Below are 26364 nucleotides of genomic sequence, written 5' to 3' on the forward strand. Positions count from 1 at the left end.
ATGAAGGTCAGCGCTCTACGGCGCCCCCCTCTGGCCTGCCGGCCATCTCCCCCACGGGTGGGGAGATTGGCAGCTCGGCCGCTGGCGCTTTTCTTGCGGCAGTGAAAGTTTGGCGAAGACCGGCGATGAATGGCTAATCTCCCCCCATGTGGGGGAGATGTCCGGCAGGACAGAGGGGGGCGCTGGCCCGCTGGCCTAGCCGTCCGGCCCCCCCAGACCCGCGACAATGACAATGTGCTGGCAGACATTTTCGATGTCGTGCAGAACATCGCCGTTCCAGAACCGGAGCACGGTCAGCCATCTCGTTCGAGGCGCATTGTCCTAGCGGTATCGGCGAGCTTGCTCTCTTCGGCGTGCTGCGAACCATCAACCTCAACGACGAGCTTTTTTGCCGGACACGCAAAGTCGGCGATGTAGCCGGCGATCGGATATTGGCGGCGAAAGCCCAGACCCATCAGCCTATGCGCGCGAAGCTCGTTCCAGAGTTTCAGCTCGGCGTCAGTCATGATCTTGCGCATCGACTTGGCGTTTGCGCGGTTTCGCGGATGCAATGGCGTGTGCGGCATTGTCGATCGGTGTTGATGTAAGGTCAGCGCTCTACGGCGCCCCTCTCTGGCCTGCCGGCCGTTCGTCATTTGGAAAGCCAAGCAATTGGCTTTCCATCCGCTTCGCGGACCATTCCTCAACCCCCCACGAGGGGAGATCGGCAGCTTCGCCCTTGGCGCTTAGATCCCCGAGCCGTCCAGTTGCAGCGCGTCCTCGCCCTCCCAGGGGGCTGGCATCGTGGCGCGGCTGGGGTTGGCGGCGGGCAGGGGCATCCAGCATTTCAGTTCGGGGTCGGCATATTCGATGACGCGGCCGGGCGAGGAGTCCGAGGCGCGCCAGCCTTCGCCGGCGAACTGGTCGGCGCGCGCCCAGTAGGCGAGGTCGACCTCGGCCGGGCCCTGTTCGGATGGGCGCACGGTGACGAGGATGCGGCTGCCATCCTTGGGCGCGCTCGACATGTGGCGCCATTGCTCGGGCTGGTCCATCGTTCTCCTCCATGCGGCTATGACGGCGCTGGAGTGTCGCCTCGCGGTTCGAAGGGGTCAACCCAAAGTTTGCACCATGGCGCACTCGGACATGCGCCTTGGCTGTGCGCAACGGGCGCCCGCCGGCCATCGGTGCTCGACTGGCTCTGCCCGGGTTGATAAGCCCATCTGCGAAGGAGCGTTGAGTCTGACATGACGGTTGCGATCGAGATGGGACATACGTCGGCGGGCGCCCCGGCGACGCTGGATCTCGAGGAATTGCTGGCTACGCGCCTTCTGGTGCAGGGCAATTCCGGCTCCGGCAAGTCGCATCTGCTGCGCCGGCTCCTGGAACAGAGCGCGCCCTGGGTGCAGCAGACCATCATCGATCCCGAAGGCGACTTCGTGACGCTGGGCGAGCGCCACGGGCATCTGGTCATCGACGCCGAGGAACATACGGAGCGCGGCCTGCAGGCGGCGGGCGAGCGGGCGCGCATCCACCGCGTCTCCACCGTGCTCAACCTCGAAGGGCTCGACGCCGAGAACCAGATGCGGCGCGCCGCCGCCTTTCTTGGCGGCCTGTTCGAAGTCGCGCGCGACCATTGGTACCCAATGCTGGTGGTGGTGGACGAGGCGCAGCTCTTCGCGCCCGCGGTGGCCGGCGAGGTTTCGGACGAAGCGCGCAAACTCTCGCTCGGCGCCATGACCAATCTGATGTGCCGGGGCCGCAAGCGCGGGCTGGCCGGCATCATCGCCACGCAGCGGCTCGCCAAGCTCGCCAAGAATGTCGCGGCCGAGGCCTCCAATTTCCTCATGGGCCGCACCTTCCTCGACATCGACATGGCGCGCGCGGCAGACCTGCTTGGCATGGAGCGGCGGCAGGCGGAAGCGTTCCGCGACCTCGAGCGCGGGCAGTTCATGGCGCTTGGGCCGGCACTGTCGCGCCGCCCGCTCGGGCTTCGCATCGGCCCGACCGAAACCAGCCCGCGCAACGGCACGCCGCGGCTGCTGCCGCTGCCGGAGGCGGCGCTGGAAGACGCGCGCGCCATCATCCTGGCGGCGCCGCCGCCCGAGGCGGTGCGCGCGCCGCGCCGGACGGCCTCGCCGGACCTGCTCGACCAGCTGATGGCGTCGAAATCAGCGGCCCGGGAGATGCGGCCCGAACCGGCGCAGCCGCAGGCCAGCGCCGAGGATCTGGCGGACCGCAGGGAGCGTGTCGACCGTGTGCTGCGCGCCATACTGGCGCAGCCCGATGCCGGGTTCCGCGTCATCGGCGTGCTTTACCAGGAGTTCGTCGTGCGCTGCCGCATCGAAGGGCTGGCCTCGGTGGTGCCCGACCTGCCGGAGTTTCGCCGCATGCTGACACACGCCCGCGCCGGGCTCGGCTCCGACATCGCGGCGGGCGACGACGTATGGCAGGACGTCTCGGTGCGCGCCTCCGTGCTGCCCGAGGACATGCAGGGCGTGTTCATGATGATCGCGCGCGCCGCCAAGGAGGGCTGGCCTTGCCCCAGCGACGCGGCGATCGCCCGCGCCTATGGCTCGCACTCGATGCGCCGGGCCCGGCGGCTTTTGACCTATATCGAGGAGCAGGGCCTGATCGTGTGCCAGCTCGACGGAACCGGGCGGCGCACGGTGACGCTGGTCGAACTCGCCTGGGCGACGGCGCCGGGGGACCCCAACGCCGGCGAGGTGGAGCAGGGGAGTTTGGCTCTCTGACCAAACTCCGGGCAAGCTCGCCGGTCAGCCCAGCAGGTTGCGCGCCGTGCGCATGAAGATCCGCGAGCCGATCGGGATCAGATCGTCGGGAAAATCATAGTCGGGATTGTGCAGCGCCGGGTGCCGTTCGCCCGCGCCGAGGAAGAACATCGCCGACGGCGCGTTGTGGCCGAACAGGCCGAAATCCTCCGAGGCGCGCATCGGCAGGGCTTCCTCGCCATGCAAGACGCCTTCCTCGCGCAGCGCCTGGCGCAGATGCTCCACCGCTTCGGGCGCGTTGACGCTGGCGACGAAGACCTCGTGATAGGTCCAGGTCGGGGCAAGCCCATGCGCGGCGGCGGTCTTGGTGACCAGCGCCTCGGCGGCGGCGCACAGATCGGCCATGCGCTCGTCCTGCCTGGTGCGCAGCGTCGCCCAGACCTCGGCATGGCCGGGGGCGATGCCGAACACGGCCTCGCCCATCTCCGCATGGGTGACGGTGACCATGGCGAAATCGTCATCGGCGAAGGTGGCGCGGCCGAGCGCCGGCAGGGCCGGCATCAGCTCACTGATCGCCGGCATCGGCGAGACGCCGGTTTCCGGCATGGAGGAATGCGCCGTCTTGCCTTCCAGCATGATGCGGATGCCGCGCGAGGCGCAGTTGACCACGCCAGGCTTCAGCCGCACCTCGCCCAACGGCACGCCGGGCAGATTGTGCACCGAGAAGGCGAAATCCGGAGCGATCTCGCCGAAGCGCGGATCGGCCACGACGCCGGCCGCGCCATTGCCAGTCTCCTCGGCCGGCTGGAACATCAGCACGACGCGGCCGCGCGCCGGCCGCTCCCGCCCCAGCTGGCGGCCCATCGACGCCACGATGGCCGTATGTCCGTCATGGCCGCACATATGCGACTTGCCCGGCACTCGCGAGGCGTGCGGTAGGCCCGACAGTTCCTCGATCGGCAGCGCATCGATCTCCGAGCGGAACAAAAGCGTCGGCCCCGGCTTGCCGCTATCGTACACCGCGGCGACGCCATGCCCGCCCAGTCCGGTCAGCACTTTGTCCGGGCGCGTGTCGGCGAGGAAGTCGACGACGGCCTGCGCCGTCTTCTCCTCTTCGTTGGAGATTTCCGGGTTCTGGTGCAGCCGGCGGCGCCATTCGGTTACTTCGATGATGTCTCGATTTGTCAGGGTCACGCTGTTTCCTCCGTCTTCCCCACGCATTGTCCACAAAAGCAGCCATTGCTCCAGAGCCACGTTGCGCGAAATATGCATTGGCGCGACATCAATGATCGGGGAGTTGGGCTATGGACGATAGGGAGGTTGTGAGCGGGGCCGACGCCTATCCGCCCATCGACCGCGCCGAGCTGCCGGACGACACGGTCGCGCTCGCCCGAGCACTGATCGGCAAGCTTGTGGTGCGGGCCCTGCCCGAAGGCATCGTCAGCGGCCGGATCGTCGAGACCGAGGCCTATATCGTCGGCGATGCCGCCGGGCATGGCTTCCGAGGCATGACGCCGCGCAACCGGTCGATGTTCCTGGAGCGCGGTCACGCCTATGTCTATCTCGCCTATGGCATCTCGATGATGCTGAATGTCTCCAGCGAGGCGGCGGGCATCGGGACCGGCGTGCTGATCCGGGCGCTCGAGCCGCTCGACGGCATCGAGATCATGCGGGCCAATCGCGGTCTCGACCGGTTGCGCGACCTGACGCGCGGGCCGGGACGGCTGGCCCAGGCCTTGCGGATCGACCGTTCGCTGGACGGGCTCGACCTCTGCCGGCAGGGTCCGCTCTGGCTGGCGCATGGCGAAAGCGAGGCCGGCGAGATCGGCGCCAGCGTCAGGATCGGCATCACCAAGGATGCCGATCGGCCGCTGCGGTTTTACGTCAGGGGCAATCCGTTCGTCAGCGGGACGAAATTGCTGAATCGGTGATGGGTGGGGGTCCTCTTCGCAAGACTCCTTCATCGCAGGTATCCGACGCCGGCATGGTGGTTGCCGAGGTGCCACAGAGGTAGCGGGAAGCGTCCGTGCTGGCGGTCGACGAGGCGGAAGCCGGCGGCGCGGATCAGCGCCAGCGGATCGCGGTTGAGGTTGCAGCCGCCGGCGATCGACCCCCACAGCCCGTTGAGGCGGTGCTGCCAGCGGCGCCGCCTTGGCCCCGCGGCCTGGCCATGCTCTATGAAGATGAGCCGGCCGGCGGGCTTCAGCACGCGGCGGATCTCGGCAAGGGCTGCCTGCGGATCGGGGATGGTGCAGAAGGCATAGGTGACGACCACCGTGTCGGCAAAGCCATCGGCCAGCGGCAGGCTCTCGCCGCCGGCGCGCAGGCATTCGACGGGGAAGGGCAGCGCGTGAGTTTTCGCTGCGGCGAGGCCGAGCATGGTGCCGTCGGGGTCGATGCCGACAAGCCGCGTCACGCGGGCGGGGTCGTAATAGGGCAGGTTGAGGCCGGAGCCGAAGCCGACCTCCACCACCGTGCCCTGCGCCAGCGGAATGACGCGCTCGCGCATCCGCGCGAAGGCTCTGGCCGAGCAGCCGAAATGGACGAGATAGGGCGCGACGCAGCGCGCATACCAGGACAGGCAGGTCTGGCACATGGCTCAACCACCCTGCCTTGACGAGCCGCCAGCAGCGTCCGCGTAAGCTTCGACCAAGAGATGAGGGGAGGCATTGACCGACGGCATTTCTCGCTCCAAGGGTTCCTGACCGGGGCCTCAGCGGCCCGGCGTCGCGGGGATGGATAGACGGCCGGCGTCCCCTCGGCGTCCTCTTGAACTGCCGGGCGGCCGCGTGCGGATCGATGGAGCGGTTGGAGCTGCGCCTTCTCGGCTTTCCCCAGTTCCGCCTGGACGGGCGGCGGGTGGAGCTTGCGCTGCGCAAGGCGGCGGCGCTGCTGATCCACCTGGCCGAGGCCGGCGGACCGATAGCGCGCGATGTCGCCGCCACGCTGCTGTGGCCAGAGGCCGACGCGGACGCCGCACGCGCTCGCCTGAGGCGCACGCTCTACAAAATCCGCATGGCTTTCGGTTGCGAAATCATCGCCGCCGGCGCGGCGTCGCTCGCCCTTGCCCCCTCGCTGTCCGTCGAGATCGACGCAGGCGCCTTCGAGCGCGCCTGCGATGCCGGCCGGTTCGAGGCGGCCGCCGAACTCTACAAAGGCGACTATCTCGCCGGCTTCTCGCTGCCGGATTGCCCGGAATTCGAGGAATGGGTGTTCTTCCGCCGCGAGGCCTTGCGCAGCCGGCTGATGCAGGCGCTGGAGCGGCTGGTGGAAGCGCGGATCGCGACCGGCGATGCCCACGCCGCCGTCCTCCATGCCACGCGGCTCACGGCGCTTGACGCGCTGAGCGAAAGCGCGCACCGCCATCTCATCCGCGCGCATCTGGCGGCGGGCGACAAGGCGGCGGCCGAGCGCCAGTTAGAAGCCTGCGCGCGGCTGCTGCGCGACGAACTGGGCGTCGCGCCCGACCCCGCGACGCTCGCTCTGCTGCGCGCGCCGGATGCCGAGGCGCCGAGGACGCGCTATGTCGAGGTCGACGGCATCCACATCGCCTGGCACGCCGTGGGCGACGGCCCGGCCGACATCGTGCTGGTGCCGGGCTTCATCTCGCATGTCGAGCGCATCTGGGAAGACCCGCACTGCCGCGCCTGGCTTGATGCCGTGTCGCGGCTCGGCCGGCTGATCCTGTTCGACCGGCGCGGCATGGGCCTGTCCGACCGCGTCGGCGCCAGCCCGACCGTGGAGGCGACCGCGCGCGATATCATGGCGGTGATGAACGCCGCAGGCAGCCGCCGCGCCTTGCTGGTCGGCGCCTCCGAGGGGGGGCCGGGCTGCATCCGCTTCGCCGTCGACCACCCCGGCCGGCTGAGCGGCCTGGTGCTGTGGGGTTCGCTCGCCAAGGGCAGCCGCGCGCCCGACTATCCCCACGCGCTCACTCCGGCGCAATACGACCTCTGGCAGCGGCGCCTGCTGGCCGGCTGGGGCGGGCCGGCTGAAATCGAGACCTTTGCGCCAAGCGTCGCCAGCGACCGCCAGGCGCGCGTCTGGTGGGCCGGCCTGCTCAGGGCCGCCTCCAGCCCAGGCGCCCTGGCCGGCCTGCTGCGCGCCCTGCGCGACGCCGACGTGCGCCCGCTTCTGTCGAGGGTGAAAGCGCCGACCCTGGTCCTGCACCGCAGCGGCGACCGCGCCGTGCGCGTCGAGGCCGGCCGGGACCTGGCGGCGCGCATAGAAGGGGCGCGATTCGTCGAGGTAGCGGGGGAGGACCACTGGTTCTGGGTGGGCGAGCAGGCGACGCTGCTGGAGGGGATTGGGGGGATGGTGCGGGGTGGCAAGAGCGCCCGCTAAACCTGGTCGTCAAAGCGGCGTTCGCCGAGCTGCTTTCCCCATCGCGCAGGCTCCGATTGCCGCGACGCACTCAACTCGTCTTACCATGCCGCTGGACCGGCGAAGCAATCCTGTCGTAAGCGGGGCGACATCGCAAGGAAATTGGCGCTCCTGCGCACAGGCTGCAAGCCGGCGTGAGATTTGCCGCCGACGCAGAGGTGCCAGTCGCGAGGACGCCGTGCGTCAGTTGATGATCTCGCCTCGCTTGTTCGTACGCAGGGCGGCCAGTCGCTCTCTCCACATCTGGAGCGCCTCCTGCGTCAACCGTGTCCACTGCGTGATCTCGCCGACGACCCTGAGTGGTGCGCTGCTGCGATAGGAGCGGGTGGGATTGCCGGGAAATTTCTTGTCCGTCACGTTCGGGTCGTCTTCGTACGGCCCGGTCGGCTCGACGACATAGACACGTGGGACCGCGCCGCGCCCGGAAAGCTCCGCCGCGATCTCAGCAGCAAGCCCGGCACCGTCCACAAGAGCGGTGAAGTAAACATGGTTCATGATCACCTCGGGACGATAGTTGGAGCGGTATCCTGCCGTGAGCAAGTCACCCACGCGTAGATCCGCGATCGTGCCGTGAAAGAACGGCCCTTGCTGCGGCGCTTTAGTCATCACGCTCATGCGCTGTTCAGATGGAGGATGTTGCCGTCGGGGTCCTTTAACCAGACCATCTTGAACCCGTTCGCATCGTGGACCCCGTCCTTGTAGGACACGCCTTCCATCTCATAGCGCTCGAAGGTCACGCCCTTGGCACGCAGGTCGGCGACGATGGCGTCGATATCTTGTCCGCAGTCCCACACCACGGCATTGGCCTTGTTGGTGCCCGCGGAGTCCGAAGGGTAGACGACGAGATGCGTCGCACCGGTCTTGTAGACCAGCACGCCTTCCATGGCTTCGTCGTTGAGTTCAAGTCCCAGCACATCGCTATAGAAGCGCCTTGCCCGATCGAGATCGCTGACCGCGACAATGGCCGAGGAAGATTTTGCGTTGAATGCGTTCATGGAATTCCTCCTTGATTGACACCCAAAGGACGTATGGCCGGCTCCGGTTCCGACATTCGGGCGGACGGCAGAATGCAGAAAGTGAGACATCGAAGGAGGCCCCGGCGCGCCCTGGGGGTGGTTTGATCCAAGCTTGGACTGCACGCGCCCCGCTGCCGGTCGAACGCTTCGCTTGGCGTCATATGCAAATCGATTGGCGGAAAGCGCCAATGATCAAACGCGGCAGGTGGCATAGCGTGATCTTACCCGGCCAACATCGGTCCCGGCCAGATGGAGTAAGACACATGAACAATCTCATCAAGGATGCCCTGCTGATCCCGGTCAGTGATCCGAGCCAGACGATCTCGATCAACCCCGTGGTCCTCCAGGTCGAAAACCGCCCGATCCCGCTCGAACTGCGCATCACGGCGCCTGTGATCGGCGACAAGCTGCCAGTGGTGCTGCTTTCGCATGGCCATGGGCCCTCGCTCTACCTTCCGTCGAAAGATGGCTATGGGCCGCTCGTCAATTTCTACGCAGAGCATGGCTTCGTCGTGATCCAGCCAACCCACCTCAATTCGAAGGTCGCGGGCATGCCGGCCGATTCTGCGGGCGGCCCGCTCTTCTGGCGCTCGCGCGTCGAAGACATGACGGCCATTCTCGACCAGCTCGACACGATCGAGGCTGCCGTCCCGGCAATCGCGGGCCAAATCGATCGCAGCCGCGTCGCTGTCATCGGCCACTCGATGGGCGGGCAGACCGCAGGCCTTCTGCTGGGCGCGCGGCTGACCGATCCGAACGATCCGGACGCGCAGAACATCGACATGCGTGAACCGCGCATCGCCGCGGGGATCATGCTGACGGCGCCCGGCAATGGCGGGGCTTCGCTGAGCGAGATGGCGGCGAGCCGCTACTCCTTCTTCAACCCCGACTTCTCCCATCTGACCACCAGGACCCTGGTGGTGATCGGCGATGAGGACGCCTCTGCGCATCTGACGGTCCGTGGTCCGGCCTGGCATGCCGACGCCTTCCATGACAGCCGCGGCGCGGACGCCCTCATGACAATTATCGGCGGCAAGCACGGCCTCGGCGGCATAGCGGGCTATGATGCCAAGGAAACCGACGATGAGGACCCGGAGCGCCTGGAGATCGTCCTTCGAACGACATGGGCCTATCTGCGCTCGGCCTTGTACGAGGGCGACGACGCCTGGACGGTGGCAAGGCAGGCGCTCGTCGCGCATTGCGCCGACCATGCCCGGGTCGAGCTCAAGTGACATGCGCAGGCCGGACCGGGCAACGTGATGGGCGCGCCCCGCTCACGCAACACCGGGCCGTGGCGCAGCACAATGCGTCACGGTCTTGACCGCCAAATCAAGCTGGGCTGATGATGTGCCGAGATGACAAACAGCATTCCCGACAAATGCCGCCTGCAGCAGTCCTTCTGGTCGGCGATGCAGGCGACCGGCCTGAACCCGGTTGCGGTGCTGCGCCAGGCCCGCTTGCCGGTGACGCTGCACCTCGATATCAGGCGCTTCGTCAGCACCGCGCAACTGTTCTCCCTGTGGACCGCGATGTCGGACCTCGCGGGGGACCCGGACTATTGGCTCCGCTTTGTTCAGGCGACGGAATCGGTTGGCCACCAGCCCATGTTCGTGGCCGCATGCCACGCCTGCGATTTCCGCGACGGCATCAAGCGCGTCGCGCGGTTCAAGCAGTTCACGATGCCGGAGCGGATCACGGTGGAGGAGCGCGGTTCGGAGGTCCATATCCACAAATATTGGTTTCACGCCGAAGCGTTGGAACCGGACCTCTCGGTCGATGTCAGCTTCGCGTTTCTGCTGTCGCTTGGCCGGCGCGGCACCGGCCAGCGACTGACCCCGCTGCGGCTGGAACTGACCCGCAGCGGTGCGCCGACCGCCGCACAGGACAGCTTCTTCGGTTGCCCCATCGTCCCAGGAAAAGCCAACGACACGCTCGTGTTCAAGGCGTCCGATCTCGATCGCCCGTTTCCCGGCTACAATGCCGAGCTGATCGAAATCATCACCCCCGCGCTGGAGGAAAGCCTTAGCCGGCTGAGGCCTCGCAGCTCGTTCTCGGAGCAGGTCAAGGCCGTGCTGAAGCGCGGCTTTGCCAGCGGGCGCCCCGAAATCTCCGCTGTGGCGCGCAACCTCGGGACGAGCGAGCGCACCTTGCAGCGGCGCATCACCGACGAGGGCGGCAGCTTTCGGGCGCTGGTGCAGGAGGCGCGAAAGGAGTTGGGTCACAAGCTGCTCTCGGACCCCGATGCCGATGTCGCGGAGGTCGCCTGCATCCTCGGGTTCCAGGACACCACCTCGTTCTACCGGGCATTCCGCAGCTGGGAGGGCCTCAGCCCCCAGGCCTGGCGCAGCCGCAACGCAATGATGCAGCCAGGCTGAGGCACGCGCGCGCAGCCGCGCTGTGCGCAATCGGTCCGACACCTTCGCCTGCGGCGGGGGAAGGCCACTGAGTGGGCGAGCAGGCGGCGCTGCTGGTGGGGATTGCGGGGATAGTGGGGGTGGACGACTGATTTGCGCCCCGCATCTCGGCCTTCAACTCCAACATCACAGCTTGAAAGCAGACGCTGCCGGAGCATGAACTGTAGGTGTAGTGCGCGTCCATTTTGGACAGCGGCCAACCCTGCTTTTTGCCTTGGACATCACCTTTGTCGCTAGCTCGGTCATCATTAAAATAGCACCCGCTTGCAAACGCGGATCAGTAGCGAAATAATATGGCTTCTAAGCAGAGCAAAGCGCTGCCATCATATTCAGAGGGCTGCGAATTGGGCGGAGTGAAAACAGGTAGCCCGCGCAGCGTTGCAGCCCGGTGGGATTAGACGAGCGTTATTCACACCAACATGGAGCGAGTCCGTGAGCGACAAGAAGACCTATGTGCTAGGCGAAATCGAAGGCGGAAAAATCGATAAGCCGTTTATACTCAAGTGGGCTGTAAAACACGATGTTAAGTCGGCTGATGGTCATACGAGTGTCTTCTCGGACACAGCGATGACGAATGGTGACACCTTTTCGCAGGTCGTGCCATTCGGGGAAGGCGTAGGATCGACCGCGCCTGCCGGCGGAGGGCCGGGTGAGTTGGGTGATACCACCATCTAGATACTAGAGGTGACCGACGCTCGGGTTCTAATTTTTTCCTCACTTAATGAGGTTTGCACAGATCATGTAATCCACCATTTGAAGGATTTTGACGCCGAGGTGCTCCGCGTTGACTATGAATTCGCAGCTTCCTCGCATCTTTGGACGGCAAATATAGGGCAAGGCGGTCCATCGTTTCGGATCGAAAACAAGGAAATTGCCGATTTTCAGCCGACTTCTGTATGGATGAGGCGTTGGGGCTTTCCCATCTATCCGTCAAGTTTTGACGAAGTTTCCACAATGCTCGCTTTCAGCGAGTTGTCCTCTTTACTTTCAGGATTGCCCCACCTTGATGATTGCTTTTGGCTCAATAGGCCAGATAGAGAAAAAATTGCGTCGAATAAAGTGCTGCAACTTACCACTGCTCAAAGCATTGGGTTCGTGGTGCCGCCAACGGTTATTACGAATAGCGCATTGGAGGCTTTAGCCTTCTCCAAGAACGTTGGACGCACGATTTTCAAAGCTGTCTCGGCCTCCCAAGTTCCCTTACGTAGATTTAACCAGGCCGCCTTCAATGCTCTATCTCCAACCGAGAGAAGTAAATTCGACTTTGGTTTTAAATACGAAACAGAGTATATGTATACGAGAGAATTAACGGAAGATATGACGGGTTCGCTCTATGAAACTCTACGATGGTCGCCGGCCATTTTTCAAAAACGTATAGAGAAAAGAAGCGATATCAGAGTCACAGTAGTGGGGAGAAAAATCTTCGCGTGTTCGATAGACTCACAGTCACGGGAAGATACCAAGACAGATTTCAGATTTATGAATGTGTCAGGTCTTTTGCCGCACGTGGCCGTTGAGTTAGGTGACCGTGTTAATGACATGGTTTTTTCTTTAATGGATCGGCTGGGATTGCACTTCGGATGTATCGATTTTGTGGAAGACACCAAGGGAGATTTGGTGTTTTTGGAAATCAACCCGTCTGGTCAGTGGCTATGGATAGAGCAGCTTACTGGGATCGCCATCTCAAAGGCGATCGCCTTGGCCTTAGTCGAGGCAGACTAAGCCCGTCCAAGCACATTCCGGAGGGCTCCAGCAGAATGTCGGCTTTTGCCAATCACATGCTGCCACCGGGTCTTCCGGAAATGGCCCCTTTATTCCGTGTTTCTGGCAGTCCCGTTTCTCCTTTGGCCGATGAAGCCCCAGGAGAGGGAATTGGGTCACTCTCAATCCGCCAGCGCTGGCTGGCACCACGGAGCTGGAAGGCGGGCAGACGCGTGAGGGTAAGCACCCTCTCACGCAAAAGCAGACCGACGGTTTAGCACCGTATAGATCGATACCGGAGTTACGACGCTAAGCTGCTCCAATCGAAGGACGCCAACACTTGGCCGAACGTTATCGCGCTGGGAATAAGTAGCAACAAGATGCCGAGGCAATAAGCCACGAGCGCGGCCACTCTGCTTTTCGAACGCGAGACATTAAGGAGCCGATAAAGCTCTCCCATTGGATCTGCGAGGCAATTCGGATCGATGTCCCGTATTGCGCCCTTGTAGCTGAAATCCGGCGCGTCGTTAGCCAGCGGCTCTGTCTCTGTTCCCAATCTGATTAGCTTTAAGAGATAGTCGTGGTTTCGTGGTTGGCTGAAATAGGCTTTCTCGGCGTCGAAGAAGGCCGCGGCCGAGTCATATTTTTTGATGAGCGATGGGCATCTAATGCCGTACAGCGCTGCCCCTGTCGCGATCGAACAGGCGCCGAGATACAGCAACAGAAGCCGTACCGATGGGACACATTCGGTTTGCCCACAAAATTCGGTGTGTATGCTAAGATATTGTACGATTTGGGCGTTGAACAGCAGGAGATAACCTACGAGAGGTACCACAATGGTCGCCGAAGCAACGCGGGAGTTTCCCAAACGCCGGAGAACACTCCATCTCGATCGATGATCTAACATTCGCCTGCCCTCATTCTGCGCGGGAAATTACTAGTCATGCTATGTCCTCCGCCCGTCTTCAGTCACCCCGAGAAGCTCTCGACAACCGCTATTGGGTGGAAAGAGACTGTAGGCTTTTGGTAGGCTAGCGGGAGACCTGGCTGTCGGATAGTCTGGGAGGTCGCCGGGGCGCGCCCGTCAACTAGATCGCAATATTCGGATCAATCCACGCGGCCAAGTCGGCAAGAATCTTCTTGAAGTCTGGATGTGCGGTCTGCCACGCAGGATCACAAAGCTTGTTCAGCACCACTTCCGGCGTTGCCTTTCCCGTCATCACCCCAAAGCACCGTTCCAAATCACCCGGCCACATTAAAATCAGGTCGGTGGCACTCAAGTGCTTCTGGATTTTCTGCCGTGCCTTCGTTGTCATAGGCTTGACAGCTCCATCTGGCAGCAAGTCCTCGTCTGTCAGCGCGCACCATCGGATGCCTAGCTGCTTGGAGATGGAGGTAAAGGCAGGGATTGCCCCGATCACCACACTGCGTAATGCTTATCGATCGCCCGTCATAGTCGACGCCGGTCTTTTCGAAGCCCAGCCGCGTCGCGAAGCCGTCGTCCTTGCCCTCGCAGAAAATGGCGCCGTTGCTGAACAGGAAGTCATGCGCACCCCGCTCGTCGAGCTTGGACTGGAGCTTTGCTTCGGGATCGATCGAATCCGTGTGAACGGTCCCGCACAACACCTTGCCGCCGTGGCGAACTAGGCGGTGGATCACCTGCTTGGAATCGAAGGTGACCAGTTCCGGCGAGTGCGTCGTTATGACGATCACCCAACCCTTGTCAGCAAGGCGAGCAAGAACCTTGCGGATTCGCCGGCGTAGGTGGGGATGCAGGTGGGTTTCTGGCTCCTCAAGCAGAAGCACTACCCGTTCCTTGATAAGGTCTTTGAACTCGGTAAGCGCCTCCAGTGCCGCCAGTCGGATCACTGCCTGCCACCCATCACCCATACTACGGAGCGGAGTCGGTGCACTCTCCGGATCTGTCGCCAGCGAAATGGCAAGCTGCTGCGCCAGCCAGTCCTCAATGACTTGCGTGCTGGGCTTGAGGTCGATTTGGGCGGGCGCGCCCACGTAGCGTCCGAAGATTTCCTCAAGCTTGGGCTTCATTTCATTCTTCCAGAACGGGAAGTCATCGACGGCTCTGCGAAAGAAACCGTATGCCGCGTGTAAGGCGTCGGGCATTTTGCGACTCCCGCCCGGTACTTCGAGCACCCAATCGTCAACGAGGAACCGCTGGGCCAGCAGCTTCGATAGCTTCTGGATCGGGCCCGTTCTCCAAACATACAAAGACGCCTCGATGTTCTGCGGCTTAAATAGCCAGACCTCGGGCATAAAGTCGTAAATGTCGTCGAGGCGAGCGTTCACGGGCCGGTAGTTCACGTCATGCTCCGCAAACCTCTGCTTGTCGCCAACGCTCAGCGGCGACCTGGTGGAGATCGTGATGCTTTGCAGATTTGAGTCGAGCAATGTGCGGCTGCAACTGATCTTGCCGGCCTTCGTCCTCTTGCCCTTCATCTGAACGCCATAGACGACTTGTACCGCCCCCACGCCATGAACCGCCGGGTACCCTTCCTCACGATCGGCACTGAATAGCACTCGGATCACAAACTCGTTGACGCGGCTGCCATTGGTGTCGACATAGAAGTCCATCTCTTCTGCAGTCCATTGGCTGAACGACGGGTTGTTCAGAGTCAGCGCGATTGCAGTTAGTACCGTGGATTTGCCAGCGTTATTCGAGCCAATGAGCAAGGTTGGAAACCCATCGCGAAGATCAAACTCCATGTTGTCCACGCCGCGAAATTTCCTGATAACAATCTTCGAAAGCTTGTAGTCGATCGCCATCTTCGAATCCCTTCAACAAGCGAAGTATTCGCACCTTTGCGGATTGGCCGGAAGACGACCTTTCGCGGCTAGGCGTTTAACGAATGCAGTCTCGTCCGGTTGCCGCTATAGCGATCAGGTCGCTCTTCGTTTGAGCCAAAATCGGATGTCTTTGAATGGCAAGTTTCGGTCGGCGTACGCAGCATTCCGAACGGTGACAAGGGGCTCGGGTGCCGAACGGCGGCTTTCTGCGTCGATTAATCAGAACCGGACAGCCCGCACTCGGTCCCAAACCGGTCGCTCAGACATGCGCCTTCTCTAACGCACAAGGTGAGACATCAAAGGAGGCTCCGGCGCGCCAAGGCGCCTTCCGGGCCGCCGCCATCGAAGCCGCCCGATCAAGCTTCCCCCCGCCCGTCACCTCGCCACCGCGCGCAGGCGCACCGCACTCTCGGCCGTGCTGTCCAGATACGCCGCCAGATGCGCGGTCAGTTCGCGGGCGTCGTCTTCGGCGCCGTGGATGAAGCTGGATTTGCGGCGGCGCAGATAGGGCAGGCCGAGCACATAGAGGCCGGGCATGGCGACGATGCCGCGATCGTGCTTGAGCTGGCCCCTGGCGTCGAAGACCGGCAGGTCCAGCCAGGAAAAGTCCGGCTGGAACCCCGTGGCCCACAGCACGGTGCTTATGTCTTGGCCCAGTTGCAGCGCCAGCGGCAGCGCCTCGGGGATCTCGGTGGCGGCAAAGCGCTCGGCGGGGCCGATGCCTTCGGGCCTGCTGGCCTCGGCCCATTGGTCGATCGAGGCCAGCAGCCGGTTCATCTTCAAATCGGCCAGCGCGCAGACATTGCGCAGCGACCCGGAAAACTGCGCCGTCGCGCCGCGCATGCCGGCCAGGCGCCCGACGATCCGCACGCCCTGCCGCTGCAGCAGGTTGAGGTCGAGCGTGGCGCGCTCTTGCGTGCCGGCGAGCTGCGGCGAGGGCACCCTGCGGGCGCGGTCGGGGTCGTCCACCTCTTCGATGCGCTGGTCCAGCGCGCCGGTCGCCAGCATCCACCATTGGATGTCGCGCTGCCGATAAAGGCGCGGCAGCCGCACATGTTCGCCCACGGCAAGGGTGACTGGCCTTCCGCTGAGCTGGATCTCCTGCGCCAATTGCAGGCCGGTCGCGGAGGCGCCGACGACCAGCACACCGCCGGGGGCAAGCTGGCGCGGATTGCGGTAGGCCTGCGCAGGGAGCTGTTCGATGGCGGCGGGGATGGATTCAGCCAGGCGCGGCACGGACGGTTTGGAGAAGGCGCCGGACGCCAGCACGACGGCCCGGCACAGCCAGTCGCCGCGCGGCGTCTCCACCCGATAGCCACGGCTGCCGCGCGAGACCCTGCCGACAGGGGTGCGCGTCAGCACCGGCGCGGAAAACGATTTGGCATAGGCGGCGATGAAATCGGCGAGCGCCCCGGCGCGCATATAGCCGTCCGGGTCATCGCCCCGGTAGGCATGGCCGGGCAGCCGCGCCATCCAGTTCGGCGTCAGAAGGCGCATCGAGTCCCAGCGCTGCGTGCGCCAGCTGTTGGCGATCTCGCCCTGTTCCAGAACCACATGGCCGATCGAGCGCCGGCCAAGCAGGCAGCTCATCGCCAGGCCCGAATGGCCGGCGCCGATGACGACGACGTCAACGGTGCCGGCGATGGCGCGCTGTGCGCGTCTGCTCATCAGGCCTTGCTCGTGGTGACCGTCACATCGGTCGGGTTGGTGATGATGTCGAACACGGCCGAGCGCTTCTGCGACTGCGCGACGAGTGCGGCTATGTCGTCGGCGCTGGCGTCGGCGTCGATGTCGTAATGCACCTTGATGCCGTCGAAGCCGTTGCGCACGTCCGGATCGGCGCCGAGAATGCCCTGGATGTTCATGCCGGCTTCCAGCGTCGCCTTGACCGAGTGGAGCTGGATGTTGCGGTTCTGCGCGACCGCCGCGATGCCGGCCGTCAGGCAGCCGGCAAGGCCAACCAGGATAAACTCCACCGGCGTCGCGCCATTGTCCTGCGAGGCGAAGATCTCGGGATGGTCGGATTCGAATGTGTAGGTCTGGCGGTGCTTCTGCTCCTCGCCGAGGCCGAAGAAGCCGTCGACGATGGCGCGGTTGTGGGTGCCCTTCACCCACTCGCTGGTCGCGCGCCACTTGAAGCGGGCGGCCTCGGGCGCGTCCTTCAGCGCCTCGCGAGCGCCGAGCAGGGCGGCTACATTGACGCCATTGGTCGCGATGTCTGTGTGTTCGGTCATGGTCTTGCTCCTGTTGGTTGCGGTTGAAATGGTTCTGCGGCCGGGCCCTTGTCTTCTCACGCGCCTGTGGGACACGGCATGGGAGCCGGCGTGGAATCGTATGCGCCCCGGCCCTGCGGCGCGGTCAGAGGATCCTGCCCCAGCTGTTCGACGAGAGCCGTTTGGGGTGGTGCGTGACCGGCCAGCCAATGTCCTTCTGGATGTCCGGCGGCAGGCTGTTCAGTATCCGTTCGCCCCTGCGCGCCTCGCGCGCATCCCTGTAGGCCGCCCGGTAGCGGGCCAGCGTTTCAAACATCGACATCGTCCTCTCCTGCCGGTCGAACGGCCGCCGCCTGGTTGCGGCGACCACACGAGGCGTGTTCAATGCTCCACATTTGTATCTGCAAGGTTGCACCAAAACGCCCGCTCCGTAACAACGTCGTGTGGGCGGGGAATAGTCCCGTCTTCGTGAACGCAGGCTGCTTCGCCCGGTTTTCATTGCAGGCCGCTCTCGCGCCGAACCATCGCCAAGACTGCAAAGGGCCATTGACGACGATGTGGCTGGTGCCACAGGATGGGGGGACAATGTCGAAACTCTCGGAGGGGCCATGTCGACGAGCGACAAGCTGTTCACCGGTTCCATTCCCGAATTCTACGACCGGGCAATGGTGCCGCTCATCTTCGAGCCTTATGCGCGCGACCTGGCCGAGCGGGTGGCGAAGCTCGCGCCTTCTACATTGCTCGAGGTGGCGGCCGGCACGGGCGTGGTTACGCGGGCGCTGGCGGCGACGCTGCCCGCGTCAGCGCGCATCGTTGCCACAGACCTCAACCAGCCCATGCTCGACCACGCGCAGACACGCATGGCGCATGACGCGCGCATCAGCTGGCGGCAGGCCGATGCGCAGGCGCTGCCTTTCGAAGATGCAGGCTTTGACGCCGTGGTCTGCCAGTTCGGCGCGATGTTCTTCCCCGACCGGGTGGGCGCCTATGGCGAGGCGCGGCGGGTGATGCGGCCCGGCGGCCATTTCCTGTTCAATGTCTGGAGCGCGATCGAAGAGAACGAGTTCGCGGATGTGGTCACACAGGCGCTCGGCCGGCTCTTTCCCGGCGATCCGCCGCTCTTCCTGGCCAGGACGCCGCATGGCTATCACGATGCGGACACCATCCGCGCCGATCTGCATGCGGCCGGGTTCCACGATGTCGCCATCGACACGGTGGAAGCGGTGAGCTCGGCGTCGTCGCCTTATGAGGCAGCCGCCGCCTATTGCCAGGGCACGCCCTTGCGCGCCGAGATCGAGGCGCGTGGCGGCTCGCTGGAGGCGGCGACGCAGGTCGCGGCGGACGCCATTGCGCAACGGTTCGGGCAAGGCGAGGTGAGGGGACGCATCAGCGCGCTGGTGGTGGCGGCGCGCGCGCCCTGAGCCTTGGCCTACAGGGCTGACAAGCGACGTGGATAGATCACGCAGCCCGGCTCACGCGACGACGCGCAGCTTTCCCTTGCCGCGCGGCTGGCGGGCAATTTTCGAGGCGTCGGTTGCGGGCATCGGCTTGCCGAAATAATTGCCCTGTCCGATCTCGCAGCCGGCGTCGCTGAGGCGCAGCAGTATATCGGCGTCGTCGATCCCCTCCGCTGTCGCCGGCAGGGCCAGGCTCTTTGCAAGGCCGAGTATGCCGTTCACGATCTTCGTGCTTTCGGCATTGTCCTTCATGGACTTGATGAAGCTGCGATCGATCTTGATCTTGTCGAGCTTGAGCTCGCGCAAATGGTACAGGCTGGAGTAGCCCGTGCCGAAATCGTCGAGCGCGATCTTGATGCCGGCATTCTGCAGCGCCTGGAGGATCGTCTTGGCCGTCGCAAGGTCGGCCACCAGGGCGTTCTCGGTAATTTCTATCTCCAGCCGGCTCGGCTTGAAGTCCTTTTCGGCAAGGACGGCAAGCAGGCGGACGGGGAAAAGAACATCCGTCAGTTCGTGCGGCGACACGTTGAGCGACAGTTTGAGGTCGGCCGGCCATTCCTTCGCGTCGAGGCAGGCCCGCCGCAACATGGTCAGGGTGAACTCCGTCATCAGCCCAAGCCGTTCGATGACGGGGATGAACAGGTCGGGCGCGACCAGGCCCTTTTCCGGATGGCGCCAGCGCGCGAGGATTTCAAAGCCGAGCAGCCGCCCGCCGGAGAGCTCGATCAGCGCCTGGTAGTGCGGCTCGATCTCGCTGGCGGCCAGGCCGCGCTGGACGTCGGCTTCCATCGCCGCCTTCGCCTTCAGTTCCGTGTCCATGCTCTCTTCGTAGAAGCGGAACCGTCCCCGGCCCGCCTGCTTGGCGCGGTACATGGCGATGTCGGCGGCGCGCAGCAGCGCCTCCGCATTCACGCCGTCTGCGGGGCAGAGTGCTATGCCGATGCTGGCGCCGACCTCCACCATCCTCGTGCCGATGGCGACCGGCGCTGCGACCGCCGCGATGATACGCTCCGCAAGGGCGATCGGCATGCTGGTGGAATCGCGACCCTCGTCGGCCAGGTCGCAGATGATGGCGAATTCATCGCCGCCGATGCGCGCCAGCGTGTCGTGCTTGCGCACGACCGCCCGCAGTCGCGCGGTGATTTCGCCCAGCACGAGATCGCCGGCGCTGTGGCCATGGATGTCGTTTACCGGCTTGAAGCGGTCGAGGTCGATCAGCAGCACCGCGAAGGGCGCCTCGCCGCGATCGACGCGGCTCAAGGCTTTCTCGAGCTCTTCGGCCAGGACGCGGCGGTTTGCCAGGCCGGTCAGCGTGTCGTAGCGGGCCAGCGCCTCGGCAAGGGCCTGCGACTCCTCCAGCTTGACGGCGTTGTTGCGGAACACTTCGAAGGCCGCGGCCATGCTGCCGATCTCGTCATGCCGGCCGACTTGGGGGATGACGATGCCGCGGTTTCCGGCGGCCAGTTCCGACAGGGCCTTGGTGATGGAGGCGAGCGGCTGCGAGATGCTGCTGTGGATGATCCATGTCACCCAGCTCGCCAGCAGCAATGCGAAGAAGACGACAATCCCGAAGATCGTCCCTGATGTGTCGACGATGTGGTCGGCCCGCGCGCCGGCCGCGGCCGCTCCCGCCGCGTTGACGTCGCCCAGCGCGTCGATGGCGTCGTCGGCGCTCTGGTAGAGCGCCTCGGCGCCGCTCTGGAAGGCCGGCGAGGTCGCCAGCCGTTGGTCCGGCGGCAGCGCCAGCCATGCGCGATGTTGCGCCACCCAGTTGTCCCAGGCGCTGTCGAAGGTCGCCAGCAGGCGTTGCTCTTCCTCGGTCTTGTGCAACAGCCCATAGGCGGCCCGCTGGTAACCGAGCGATGTGAGGAAGCCGTCAGCATCGGCGACCGCCTTGTCGGTCGTCTGCTGGTCCATCGCCAGGGCAAGCCGGGTTTCGGCCAGGCGTGTCTCGGAGAGCAGATCCGCCATCTCGCCCAGAACACGCGTGCCCACGATCCACCTGCGGTCGAGGGATTCCGTCAGTCTGTCGAGCGCCAGCATCTGGATCAGTGCATAGACACTGACGCCCACCAGCAACGCGACGGAGAGCAAATAGTAAGAAATCAAACGAGCGCGAACAGATGATAATTTGAACATTGCGGGCCCGGTTTCTTCTTGTTTATTGGAACACCTTACCTGCAAATGGTTGACAAAGCGATTGCTTATGAATTGCACGCTGCCGTGGTTACGAAGCGGTTACTTGTGTCCGCAGGGGCGGGCCCCCGGGCCGCAATAGAGCAAGGCTGACGCGGCCCGGTTCCAAGCCTTCGGGCATGCAGCATGGAGCGTAGCCCGGCGCGTGCCACGGGCGATCTCAAGCAAGAGCGGAACTAAGCCAGCGGTCGGGGCGAGGCGGCCGTTACGAACAGCATGATCGAACCGAACCGATGCACCAGCGTGTTCAGGGCTGCTTGACCGAGCCGGGATCCGCGCCCTGCTCAGGCCCGATGCGCCACAGCCGCGTCTTGAGACGCGGACCGTTTTCGGGCTTGAACCAGCTCATGTCCTGGATGCGGGAGCTTGTGACATAGATGCTCCCGTCGGGGCCTTCCGAGAACGTGTCGGGCCAACGCAGCCGCTTGTCCTTCACGAGCGTGGTCGTGCGGTCCCCGTCGAGAACCTTCACCGCATCCTCCTCGATCGCGCTCAGGTAGAACCGGCCGCGCCGGTCGATCCAGAGCCCATCCGTGGGTTCGGTTTCGGCAACACGTTCCACCCGGGCTTCGAGGTCCTTCGCGGATAGACCCGGATCTTGCAACGCATCCGTTGCGATTCGGTAGAGGGTCCGGCCGGTCAGCGCTTTCCAGTAAAGGGTACGGCCATCGGCGGAGAGCGCAATGCTGTCGGCAGCAAATTCCACGCCGCGCCCGTCGGGCCGGCGCAACTCCTTGCCGTCGGTCTTCACCACCACATCCTTTTCCGGCTGGGTGCTTGGGTGTCCGTCAAGCACGCGCCGGGCCTTGCCGTTCTTGAGATCCACCACGACAAGGGCACCCTTGGCGCCGGCGTCGGTCAGGAAGGCGAATTGCCCGTCCTGCGAGAACCGAACATCGTTGAGGTAGCTGCCTTGCGGCGCCACCCCCTCGTCGAAGTGGATCACCTGTGCAACCTTGTTCGTCTTCAGGTCGATCCTGACGAGCTTCGGCCCGCCTTGCACAACCGCCGCGGTGGCCGGCGCGGCCGGATCGACGACCCACAGATTGCCGTGGCCATCCGCCACGACACTCTGGACGCAGACGAAGTGATCGCCGGCCGACATCTTGTTTTTCTTGGCATTGCGCCAGGAATTCCACTCCTCGTCCGGATAGGGTTTGATCTGGCCGTCGCGGGACACCTCGGCAACCGAGATCGGCGCGTCCTCCGTCCAGCGAGGGAAGTTGACGAAGATCCGCCCATCTTCCGAAACGCTCACTCCGGTCACCTGGTGGTCGAAGCGGGCGACCTGCTGCAACTGCCCCGTACCCTGAGAGGTCGATCCGCTCTGCTGCGCCATCGCAGTCGTGGCCAGGAGCGTTCCACAAAACAAGGTTGCCGTGATGAGCCTGAGCATGATTGCCTCCATCGAGCCGCAGCTGGTTGTCGGTTGCGAGATCAGACAGAACCTAGCGCGCCGGATGATGTTCCATTTTTTATCAGGGACACTGCTCAGGGAAGCGTGTGGGCGCGTGCCTGCGTACGAACAGGCCTGCATGCGAACAGGCGGAGACAATCCTCGAGCCGGCGCTGCCGCCCCACAGCGGGTCGTCCGGTCTTGCTGCGCTGCTTCTATCCGTTCACCGTTCCTCGACAATCCGCAGATAGGCCGCCGTGACGAACAGCACGATCAGCCCGAACAGCATCCGCCGCGCGCCTTCGGGCATTTGCAGGATGGTCAGCAGCGTGGTCAGCACGGTGAGGATCAGCGCGCCGACGACGGTGCCGGTGTAGCCGCCGCGGCCGCCGAAGATGGAGGTGCCGCCGATGACGGCGGCGGCCACCGAAGGCAGCACCAGCGGTTCGGCCAGCGACAGGGATGGCGCCTTGATCAGGCCGATATAAAGCAGGCCGGTAATGCCGGCGAGAACGCTGGAGGTGATGTAGAGCGCTGTGATGACCTGCCAGTAGCGCACGCCGGAGAGGCGCGTCGCGTGCTCATTGTCGCCGACGGCGTAGAGCAGGCGGCCGAAGCCGGTGCGGGCAAGCGTGAAGACGATCAGCGCGGCGACCGGCACATAGAGCAGCAGGGCGTTGGGGAAGGCGAAACCGATGCCGGTATCGGCCAGCCATTGGCGCGCCGGCTCCGAGGGCACCCATGCCTCGGGAAGGCGGGTGACGCCGGTGCCGAGCCAGGCGAGGAAGTCGGGGATCTTCGCGCCCGAGGCGATCACCGTGCGCTGGTAGACCTGCAGGCAGCCGGTGCCGATCAGGCTGGTGCCCAGCGTCATGATCAGCGGATGCACGCGGAAGACGCCGACGCCGATGCCGTTGACCAGCCCGATCAGCACCGCCGGCATCATCGCCAGCAGGAAGGCCACGGCCGGGTCCTGGTTGACGATCTGCGTCGCCATGATGAAGGCGCTCATCGTCGCCACCGTGCCGACCGAAAGGTCGATGCCGCCGGTCAGCATGGTCATGGTCTGGCAGCCGGCTAGGATGGCCAGCGGAATGGCGAATTTGATGGTGTTGGCGATCCAGCGCTCGTTGACGATGCCGGGGCGCAGGATCTGCAGGATCACCACCAGGACGACCAGCAGGATGAGCAGCGGCACCAGCGGCCGATCGGCCATGAAGCGCTTGACGCGGCGGCCGAGCGGAACGGGCGGAGGCGTGATCGCTGATGTGCTCATGGGGTTGGTCCGATGTTCTGGATGGGCAGTGCCTTACGGCGCCCCCCTCTGGCCTGCCGGCCATCTCCCCCACTTGTGGGGAGATTGGCTGTCTTCGCGGCTTTCGCCAATCTCCAATGCCGCAAGAAAGAGCGGGGCGCCAAAGCTGTTGATCTCTCCCCTCGTGGGGGAGATGTCCGGCAGGACAGAGGGGGGCGCGGTAGAGCGCTGCTCCCGCTCACTGCCGCCCCCGCATGGTGATGAAGGCGCCGAACATCACCACGGCCACCATGATCAGGCCTTCGATGATGGCGGTGACGTTGGGATCGATGGCGAGCAGGGTGAGATCCGTGCGCACCAGGCGCAGCACGAAGACGGCGATGATGGGGCCGAGCAGGCCGCCCTTGCCGCCGCCCAGGGCGACGCCGCCCAGCACTACCGCGGCGACGCTGGCGAGCAGGTAGGGGCCGGGGATTGGGGCGCCGATGCCGGTGCTCATGGTCAGCGCCAGCCCGCCCATGGCGGCGAACAGGCCCGACAGCGCATAGGCGATGATGCGCGTGCGCTTGACCGGAACGCCGGAGCGGAACGCCGCCAGCTCGCTCGAACCGATGGCGTAGATGGATAGGCCGAGCCGCGAGCGGCGCAGCGGGATCCAGACGATGCACAGGCAGACGGCCAGCACCAGGAGCGCCTTGGGCAGCCAGGCGTCGATGGCATCGGGCAGGCCGGGTATCGGCACGGTGCCGGAGATCAGCGCCTTCAGCCATTCGGCGGCCGCACCGCCGGGCGCGTCGAGCACCAGAAGGGCGGCGCCCTGCAGCACGAACAAAGTGGCGAGCGTGACGACGATGTCGGGCACGCGGGTGACGACGATGAGCAGCCCGTTGAGCGCTCCGAGCACCAGGCCCATGGCGAGCACGAAGGGGACCACGAAGAGCGCGTATTCTTCGGAGGCGCCGGCCATCATCGAGGCCGCCGTGACGCTGGTCAGTGCCATCATGGCGGCGACCGACAGATCGATGCCGCCAGCAATGACGACTACGGTCTGCGCCGCGACGGCGAAGGCGTAAGGCAGCACGGCGCGCACCAGCGAGCCGAAATCATTGCTGCCATAGGCCGGCTGGATCAGCCTTGTGACGATGAACAGGACGACGAAGAGGGCGAACAGGCCGAGCACCCAGCCCTGGCGACGCAACAGATGGCTCATGGCGTCGGCTCCGGCGCCGTCGCCGAAGGCGATGACGGGTCGGCCAGGATGCCGATATCGGCCTCGGCGCCGCGCGGCAGGCCGTAGGCGGCGCGCATCAGCGCCGGCTCGTCGGCCTCCTCGACGGTGAAGATGTCGACGACGCGGCCGCCGAAGATGACGATGACGCGGTCGCAGACGCGCTGCACCTCTTCGAGCTCGGACGTGTAGAACAGGACCGACTTGCCGTTGCCGGCGAGTTCGCGCAGCAGCTTGTAGATTTCCTGCTTGGTGCCGACATCGATGCCGCGCGTCGGGTCGAAGCACAGGATGGTGCGGGCATCCGCCGCGATCCAGCGGGCGATGGTGACCTTTTGCTGATTGCCGCCCGACAGGCGCTGCACCTCGCCCTGGGCGCGGGTGTCGATCTGCAGCCGCTCGATGGCGCTGAGCACCTTGGCCCGCTCGCGGCGTATCGGAATTGGCCCCCAATTGCGCAGCGCGGCACTGAAGGGCAGGGCGATGTTCTCGCGCACCGAGCGCTGCATGGCCAGCGCCTCGGAGCGGTCGCCCGGCACATAGGCGATGCCGGCCCGGATGGCGTCGATCGGGTGGGAGAATTTCACCGGCTGCCCGTCGACCTCGATGGTGCCGCCGGACGGACGGATCGAGCCGGCGAGGGCTGCGAACAATTCATCCTGGCCCTGGCCTTCTAGCGCGACGACGCCGGCGACCTCGCCGTCGGCGAGATCGAAGGAGACATCGGCGAGCTTGGTGCCGACGCGCAGGTCGCGCACGGCGATGCGGGGCCGGGCAGGGGCGGGGGCCGCCTTCTGCTCGGCGGTGCGGGCGGCGATGTGCGTCTTGACGATGCGTGTGCCGAGCATCAGCTCGACGATCTTCTCCTCGACGCCGGGCACGATGTCGACGACGCCGACGGTTTCGCCGTCGCGCAGCACTGTGGCGCGGTCGCACAGTGCGGCGATCTCGACGAAGCGGTGCGAGATGAAGATCACCGCGCGGCCGCTGTCGCCCTGGCGGCGAACCACCTCCAGCACTTTTTCGGCGAGGTTGGCGGGCAGCGCCGCGGTCATCTCGTCGAGCAGCAGCACGTCGGGCTCTACGGCGAGCGCGCGGGCAAGGTCGAGCACGCGCAGCACGGCCAGCGGAATGTCGCGCGCCGTGTCGCGGATATCGAGGTCGGGAATGCCAAGTTCGCGCACCCACGCACGGAAGGGCTCAACCGGCGTGCCGGTGAGCCTGAGGTTGGACAGGACGTCCAGATCGGGGATCAGCGAGGGCTCCTGGTAGACGGGCAGCAGGCCGGCGCGGCGCGCCGCGGCGGGCGAGCGGATGTCGCGCGCCTCGCCCTTGATCAGGATGCGCCCGGCATTGGCCGAGATCGCCCCGGTCAGGATCTTCACCAGCGTCGACTTGCCGGCGCCATTAGCGCCCATCAGCGCATGCACCTCGCCGGGCAGCACCGACAGCGACGCGTTGCGAAGTGCCGCGACCGCGCCGTAATTCTTGGCGACGCCCGTGGCGTCGAGGAGGGGGCTGGTGGTCAAATTGCTGTCCGCATCAGAAACTTTTCTGCTGGCACTCTACGGCGCCCCCCTCTGTCCTGCCGG

At 64.8% G+C, this 26364-nt stretch carries 24 protein-coding genes and 1 pseudogene; 8 read left to right on the plus strand and 17 right to left on the minus strand.

The window, feature by feature from the left end; translation table 11 throughout:
• Positions 1–195: 195 nt before the first annotated feature.
• Positions 196–566 (minus strand): annotated as a pseudogene (locus LB513_RS07800) (endonuclease domain-containing protein).
• Between the two features lie 159 nt (positions 567–725).
• Entirely contained in the window at positions 726–1031 is a 306-nt protein-coding gene (locus LB513_RS07805; RefSeq protein ID WP_224662905.1) for a hypothetical protein, read from the minus strand.
• Between the two features lie 192 nt (positions 1032–1223).
• Here LB513_RS07805 and LB513_RS07810 point away from each other — a divergent pair, with 192 nt between their 5' ends.
• Positions 1224–2729, plus strand: a complete 1506-nt coding sequence (locus LB513_RS07810; RefSeq protein WP_224662906.1) for an ATP-binding protein — start codon at positions 1224–1226, stop codon at positions 2727–2729.
• A gap of 24 nt (positions 2730–2753) precedes the next feature.
• Here the strand turns inward: LB513_RS07810 and LB513_RS07815 are convergent, their stop codons facing one another.
• Positions 2754–3902 (minus strand): amidohydrolase, encoded by a 1149-nt coding sequence (locus LB513_RS07815; RefSeq protein ID WP_224662907.1) that lies wholly within the window; start codon positions 3900–3902, stop codon positions 2754–2756.
• A gap of 110 nt (positions 3903–4012) precedes the next feature.
• On the opposite strand from LB513_RS07815, the gene LB513_RS07820 reads away from it, so the two are divergent.
• The gene (locus LB513_RS07820) at positions 4013–4639 is read left to right on the plus strand and encodes a DNA-3-methyladenine glycosylase (protein ID WP_224662908.1); all 627 of its coding nucleotides are present in this window, start codon (positions 4013–4015) and stop codon (positions 4637–4639) included.
• Positions 4640–4668: 29 nt separating this feature from the next.
• Here LB513_RS07820 and LB513_RS07825 read toward each other — a convergent pair whose 3' ends face one another.
• Positions 4669–5304: a class I SAM-dependent methyltransferase gene (locus LB513_RS07825; RefSeq protein ID WP_224662909.1), complete on the minus strand. Its 636-nt coding sequence runs from the start codon at positions 5302–5304 to the stop codon at positions 4669–4671.
• A gap of 203 nt (positions 5305–5507) precedes the next feature.
• Here LB513_RS07825 and LB513_RS07830 point away from each other — a divergent pair, with 203 nt between their 5' ends.
• Complete coding sequence (locus LB513_RS07830) at positions 5508–7052, plus strand: alpha/beta fold hydrolase (protein ID WP_224663336.1); 1545 nt, start codon at positions 5508–5510, stop codon at positions 7050–7052.
• A 222-nt stretch (positions 7053–7274) separates the two neighbouring features.
• Here the strand turns inward: LB513_RS07830 and arr are convergent, their stop codons facing one another.
• Positions 7275–7697 carry an NAD(+)--rifampin ADP-ribosyltransferase gene (gene arr, locus LB513_RS07835; RefSeq protein WP_411962693.1) on the minus strand — a complete coding sequence of 141 codons (423 nt, stop codon included), beginning with the start codon at positions 7695–7697 and terminating at the stop codon, positions 7275–7277.
• Between the two features lie 5 nt (positions 7698–7702).
• Positions 7703–8086, minus strand: coding sequence for a VOC family protein (locus LB513_RS07840; protein ID WP_224662911.1), 384 nt, complete (start codon positions 8084–8086; stop codon positions 7703–7705).
• A gap of 284 nt (positions 8087–8370) precedes the next feature.
• On the opposite strand from LB513_RS07840, the gene LB513_RS07845 reads away from it, so the two are divergent.
• The 4 genes from LB513_RS07845 to LB513_RS07860 all read left to right on the plus strand — a co-directional run bounded on the left by LB513_RS07845 (position 8371) and on the right by LB513_RS07860 (position 12243).
• Positions 8371–9339, plus strand: coding sequence for an alpha/beta hydrolase family protein (locus LB513_RS07845; protein ID WP_224662912.1), 969 nt, complete (start codon positions 8371–8373; stop codon positions 9337–9339).
• Positions 9340–9516: 177 nt separating this feature from the next.
• Complete coding sequence (locus LB513_RS07850; RefSeq protein ID WP_224662913.1) at positions 9517–10482, plus strand: AraC family transcriptional regulator; 966 nt, start codon at positions 9517–9519, stop codon at positions 10480–10482.
• Between the two features lie 471 nt (positions 10483–10953).
• Entirely contained in the window at positions 10954–11196 is a 243-nt protein-coding gene (locus tag LB513_RS07855) for a hypothetical protein (protein WP_224662914.1), read from the plus strand.
• Positions 11197–11274: 78 nt separating this feature from the next.
• A complete protein-coding gene (locus LB513_RS07860; RefSeq protein WP_224662915.1) occupies positions 11275–12243 on the plus strand; it encodes a hypothetical protein in 969 nt (322 codons plus the stop codon).
• A 280-nt stretch (positions 12244–12523) separates the two neighbouring features.
• Here the strand turns inward: LB513_RS07860 and LB513_RS07865 are convergent, their stop codons facing one another.
• The 6 genes from LB513_RS07865 to LB513_RS07890 form a co-directional block, all read right to left on the minus strand.
• On the minus strand, positions 12524–12943 hold the full coding sequence (locus LB513_RS07865; protein WP_224662916.1) for a hypothetical protein: 420 nt from the start codon (positions 12941–12943) through the stop codon (positions 12524–12526).
• A gap of 367 nt (positions 12944–13310) precedes the next feature.
• Complete coding sequence (locus LB513_RS07870; protein ID WP_224662917.1) at positions 13311–13502, minus strand: hypothetical protein; 192 nt, start codon at positions 13500–13502, stop codon at positions 13311–13313.
• A complete protein-coding gene (locus LB513_RS07875) occupies positions 13465–15006 on the minus strand; it encodes an ATP-dependent nuclease (protein ID WP_224662918.1) in 1542 nt (513 codons plus the stop codon). Before LB513_RS07875 ends, LB513_RS07870 begins: the two co-directional genes overlap by 38 nt.
• Before the next feature lie 396 nt (positions 15007–15402).
• Positions 15403–16695 carry an NAD(P)-binding domain-containing protein gene (locus tag LB513_RS07880; RefSeq protein WP_224662919.1) on the minus strand — a complete coding sequence of 431 codons (1293 nt, stop codon included), beginning with the start codon at positions 16693–16695 and terminating at the stop codon, positions 15403–15405.
• Positions 16695–17261, minus strand: coding sequence for an OsmC family protein (locus LB513_RS07885; protein ID WP_224662920.1), 567 nt, complete (start codon positions 17259–17261; stop codon positions 16695–16697). Before LB513_RS07885 ends, LB513_RS07880 begins: the two co-directional genes overlap by 1 nt.
• 124 nt (positions 17262–17385) lie before the next feature.
• The gene (locus tag LB513_RS07890; RefSeq protein ID WP_224662921.1) at positions 17386–17562 is read right to left on the minus strand and encodes a hypothetical protein; all 177 of its coding nucleotides are present in this window, start codon (positions 17560–17562) and stop codon (positions 17386–17388) included.
• Between the two features lie 286 nt (positions 17563–17848).
• Here LB513_RS07890 and LB513_RS07895 point away from each other — a divergent pair, with 286 nt between their 5' ends.
• Positions 17849–18661, plus strand: a complete 813-nt coding sequence (locus LB513_RS07895) for a class I SAM-dependent methyltransferase (RefSeq protein WP_224662922.1) — start codon at positions 17849–17851, stop codon at positions 18659–18661.
• A gap of 51 nt (positions 18662–18712) precedes the next feature.
• Here the strand turns inward: LB513_RS07895 and LB513_RS07900 are convergent, their stop codons facing one another.
• The 5 genes from LB513_RS07900 to LB513_RS07920 form a co-directional block, all read right to left on the minus strand.
• Positions 18713–20836 carry a putative bifunctional diguanylate cyclase/phosphodiesterase gene (locus LB513_RS07900; RefSeq protein ID WP_224662923.1) on the minus strand — a complete coding sequence of 708 codons (2124 nt, stop codon included), beginning with the start codon at positions 20834–20836 and terminating at the stop codon, positions 18713–18715.
• 304 nt (positions 20837–21140) lie between these two features.
• Positions 21141–22289, minus strand: a complete 1149-nt coding sequence (locus tag LB513_RS07905; RefSeq protein WP_411962688.1) for an SMP-30/gluconolactonase/LRE family protein — start codon at positions 22287–22289, stop codon at positions 21141–21143.
• A gap of 223 nt (positions 22290–22512) precedes the next feature.
• A complete protein-coding gene (locus LB513_RS07910) occupies positions 22513–23565 on the minus strand; it encodes an ABC transporter permease (RefSeq protein ID WP_224662925.1) in 1053 nt (350 codons plus the stop codon).
• Between the two features lie 217 nt (positions 23566–23782).
• Entirely contained in the window at positions 23783–24754 is a 972-nt protein-coding gene (locus tag LB513_RS07915; protein WP_224662926.1) for an ABC transporter permease, read from the minus strand.
• The gene (locus LB513_RS07920) at positions 24751–26301 is read right to left on the minus strand and encodes a sugar ABC transporter ATP-binding protein (protein ID WP_224662927.1); all 1551 of its coding nucleotides are present in this window, start codon (positions 26299–26301) and stop codon (positions 24751–24753) included. The genes LB513_RS07915 and LB513_RS07920 overlap by 4 nt, the downstream gene beginning before the upstream one ends.
• Between the last annotated feature and the right edge of the window lie 63 nt (positions 26302–26364).

The organism is Mesorhizobium sp. ES1-1 (genome assembly GCF_020164785.1).
Lineage (GTDB): Bacteria > Pseudomonadota > Alphaproteobacteria > Rhizobiales > Rhizobiaceae > Mesorhizobium.

Bases quoted from the DNA above. Each gene is read 5' to 3' on its own strand.
- LB513_RS07885 (WP_224662920.1), bottom strand. From the start codon at position 17,261: ATGACCGAACACACAGACATCGCGACCAATGGCGTCAATGTAGCCGCC.
- LB513_RS07905 (WP_411962688.1), bottom strand. From the start codon at position 22,289: ATGCTCAGGCTCATCACGGCAACCTTGTTTTGTGGAACGCTCCTGGCC.
- LB513_RS07915 (WP_224662926.1), bottom strand. From the start codon at position 24,754: ATGAGCCATCTGTTGCGTCGCCAGGGCTGGGTGCTCGGCCTGTTCGCC.
- LB513_RS07910 (WP_224662925.1), bottom strand. From the start codon at position 23,565: ATGAGCACATCAGCGATCACGCCTCCGCCCGTTCCGCTCGGCCGCCGC.
- LB513_RS07810 (WP_224662906.1), top strand. From the start codon at position 1,224: ATGACGGTTGCGATCGAGATGGGACATACGTCGGCGGGCGCCCCGGCG.
- LB513_RS07880 (WP_224662919.1), bottom strand. From the start codon at position 16,695: ATGAGCAGACGCGCACAGCGCGCCATCGCCGGCACCGTTGACGTCGTC.
- LB513_RS07840 (WP_224662911.1), bottom strand. From the start codon at position 8,086: ATGAACGCATTCAACGCAAAATCTTCCTCGGCCATTGTCGCGGTCAGC.
- LB513_RS07845 (WP_224662912.1), top strand. From the start codon at position 8,371: ATGAACAATCTCATCAAGGATGCCCTGCTGATCCCGGTCAGTGATCCG.
- LB513_RS07890 (WP_224662921.1), bottom strand. From the start codon at position 17,562: ATGTCGATGTTTGAAACGCTGGCCCGCTACCGGGCGGCCTACAGGGAT.
- LB513_RS07900 (WP_224662923.1), bottom strand. From the start codon at position 20,836: ATGTTCAAATTATCATCTGTTCGCGCTCGTTTGATTTCTTACTATTTG.
- LB513_RS07805 (WP_224662905.1), bottom strand. From the start codon at position 1,031: ATGGACCAGCCCGAGCAATGGCGCCACATGTCGAGCGCGCCCAAGGAT.
- LB513_RS07825 (WP_224662909.1), bottom strand. From the start codon at position 5,304: ATGTGCCAGACCTGCCTGTCCTGGTATGCGCGCTGCGTCGCGCCCTAT.
- LB513_RS07875 (WP_224662918.1), bottom strand. From the start codon at position 15,006: ATGGCGATCGACTACAAGCTTTCGAAGATTGTTATCAGGAAATTTCGC.
- arr (WP_411962693.1), bottom strand. From the start codon at position 7,697: ATGACTAAAGCGCCGCAGCAAGGGCCGTTCTTTCACGGCACGATCGCG.
- LB513_RS07895 (WP_224662922.1), top strand. From the start codon at position 17,849: ATGTCGACGAGCGACAAGCTGTTCACCGGTTCCATTCCCGAATTCTAC.
- LB513_RS07850 (WP_224662913.1), top strand. From the start codon at position 9,517: ATGCAGGCGACCGGCCTGAACCCGGTTGCGGTGCTGCGCCAGGCCCGC.
- LB513_RS07820 (WP_224662908.1), top strand. From the start codon at position 4,013: ATGGACGATAGGGAGGTTGTGAGCGGGGCCGACGCCTATCCGCCCATC.
- LB513_RS07830 (WP_224663336.1), top strand. From the start codon at position 5,508: ATGGAGCGGTTGGAGCTGCGCCTTCTCGGCTTTCCCCAGTTCCGCCTG.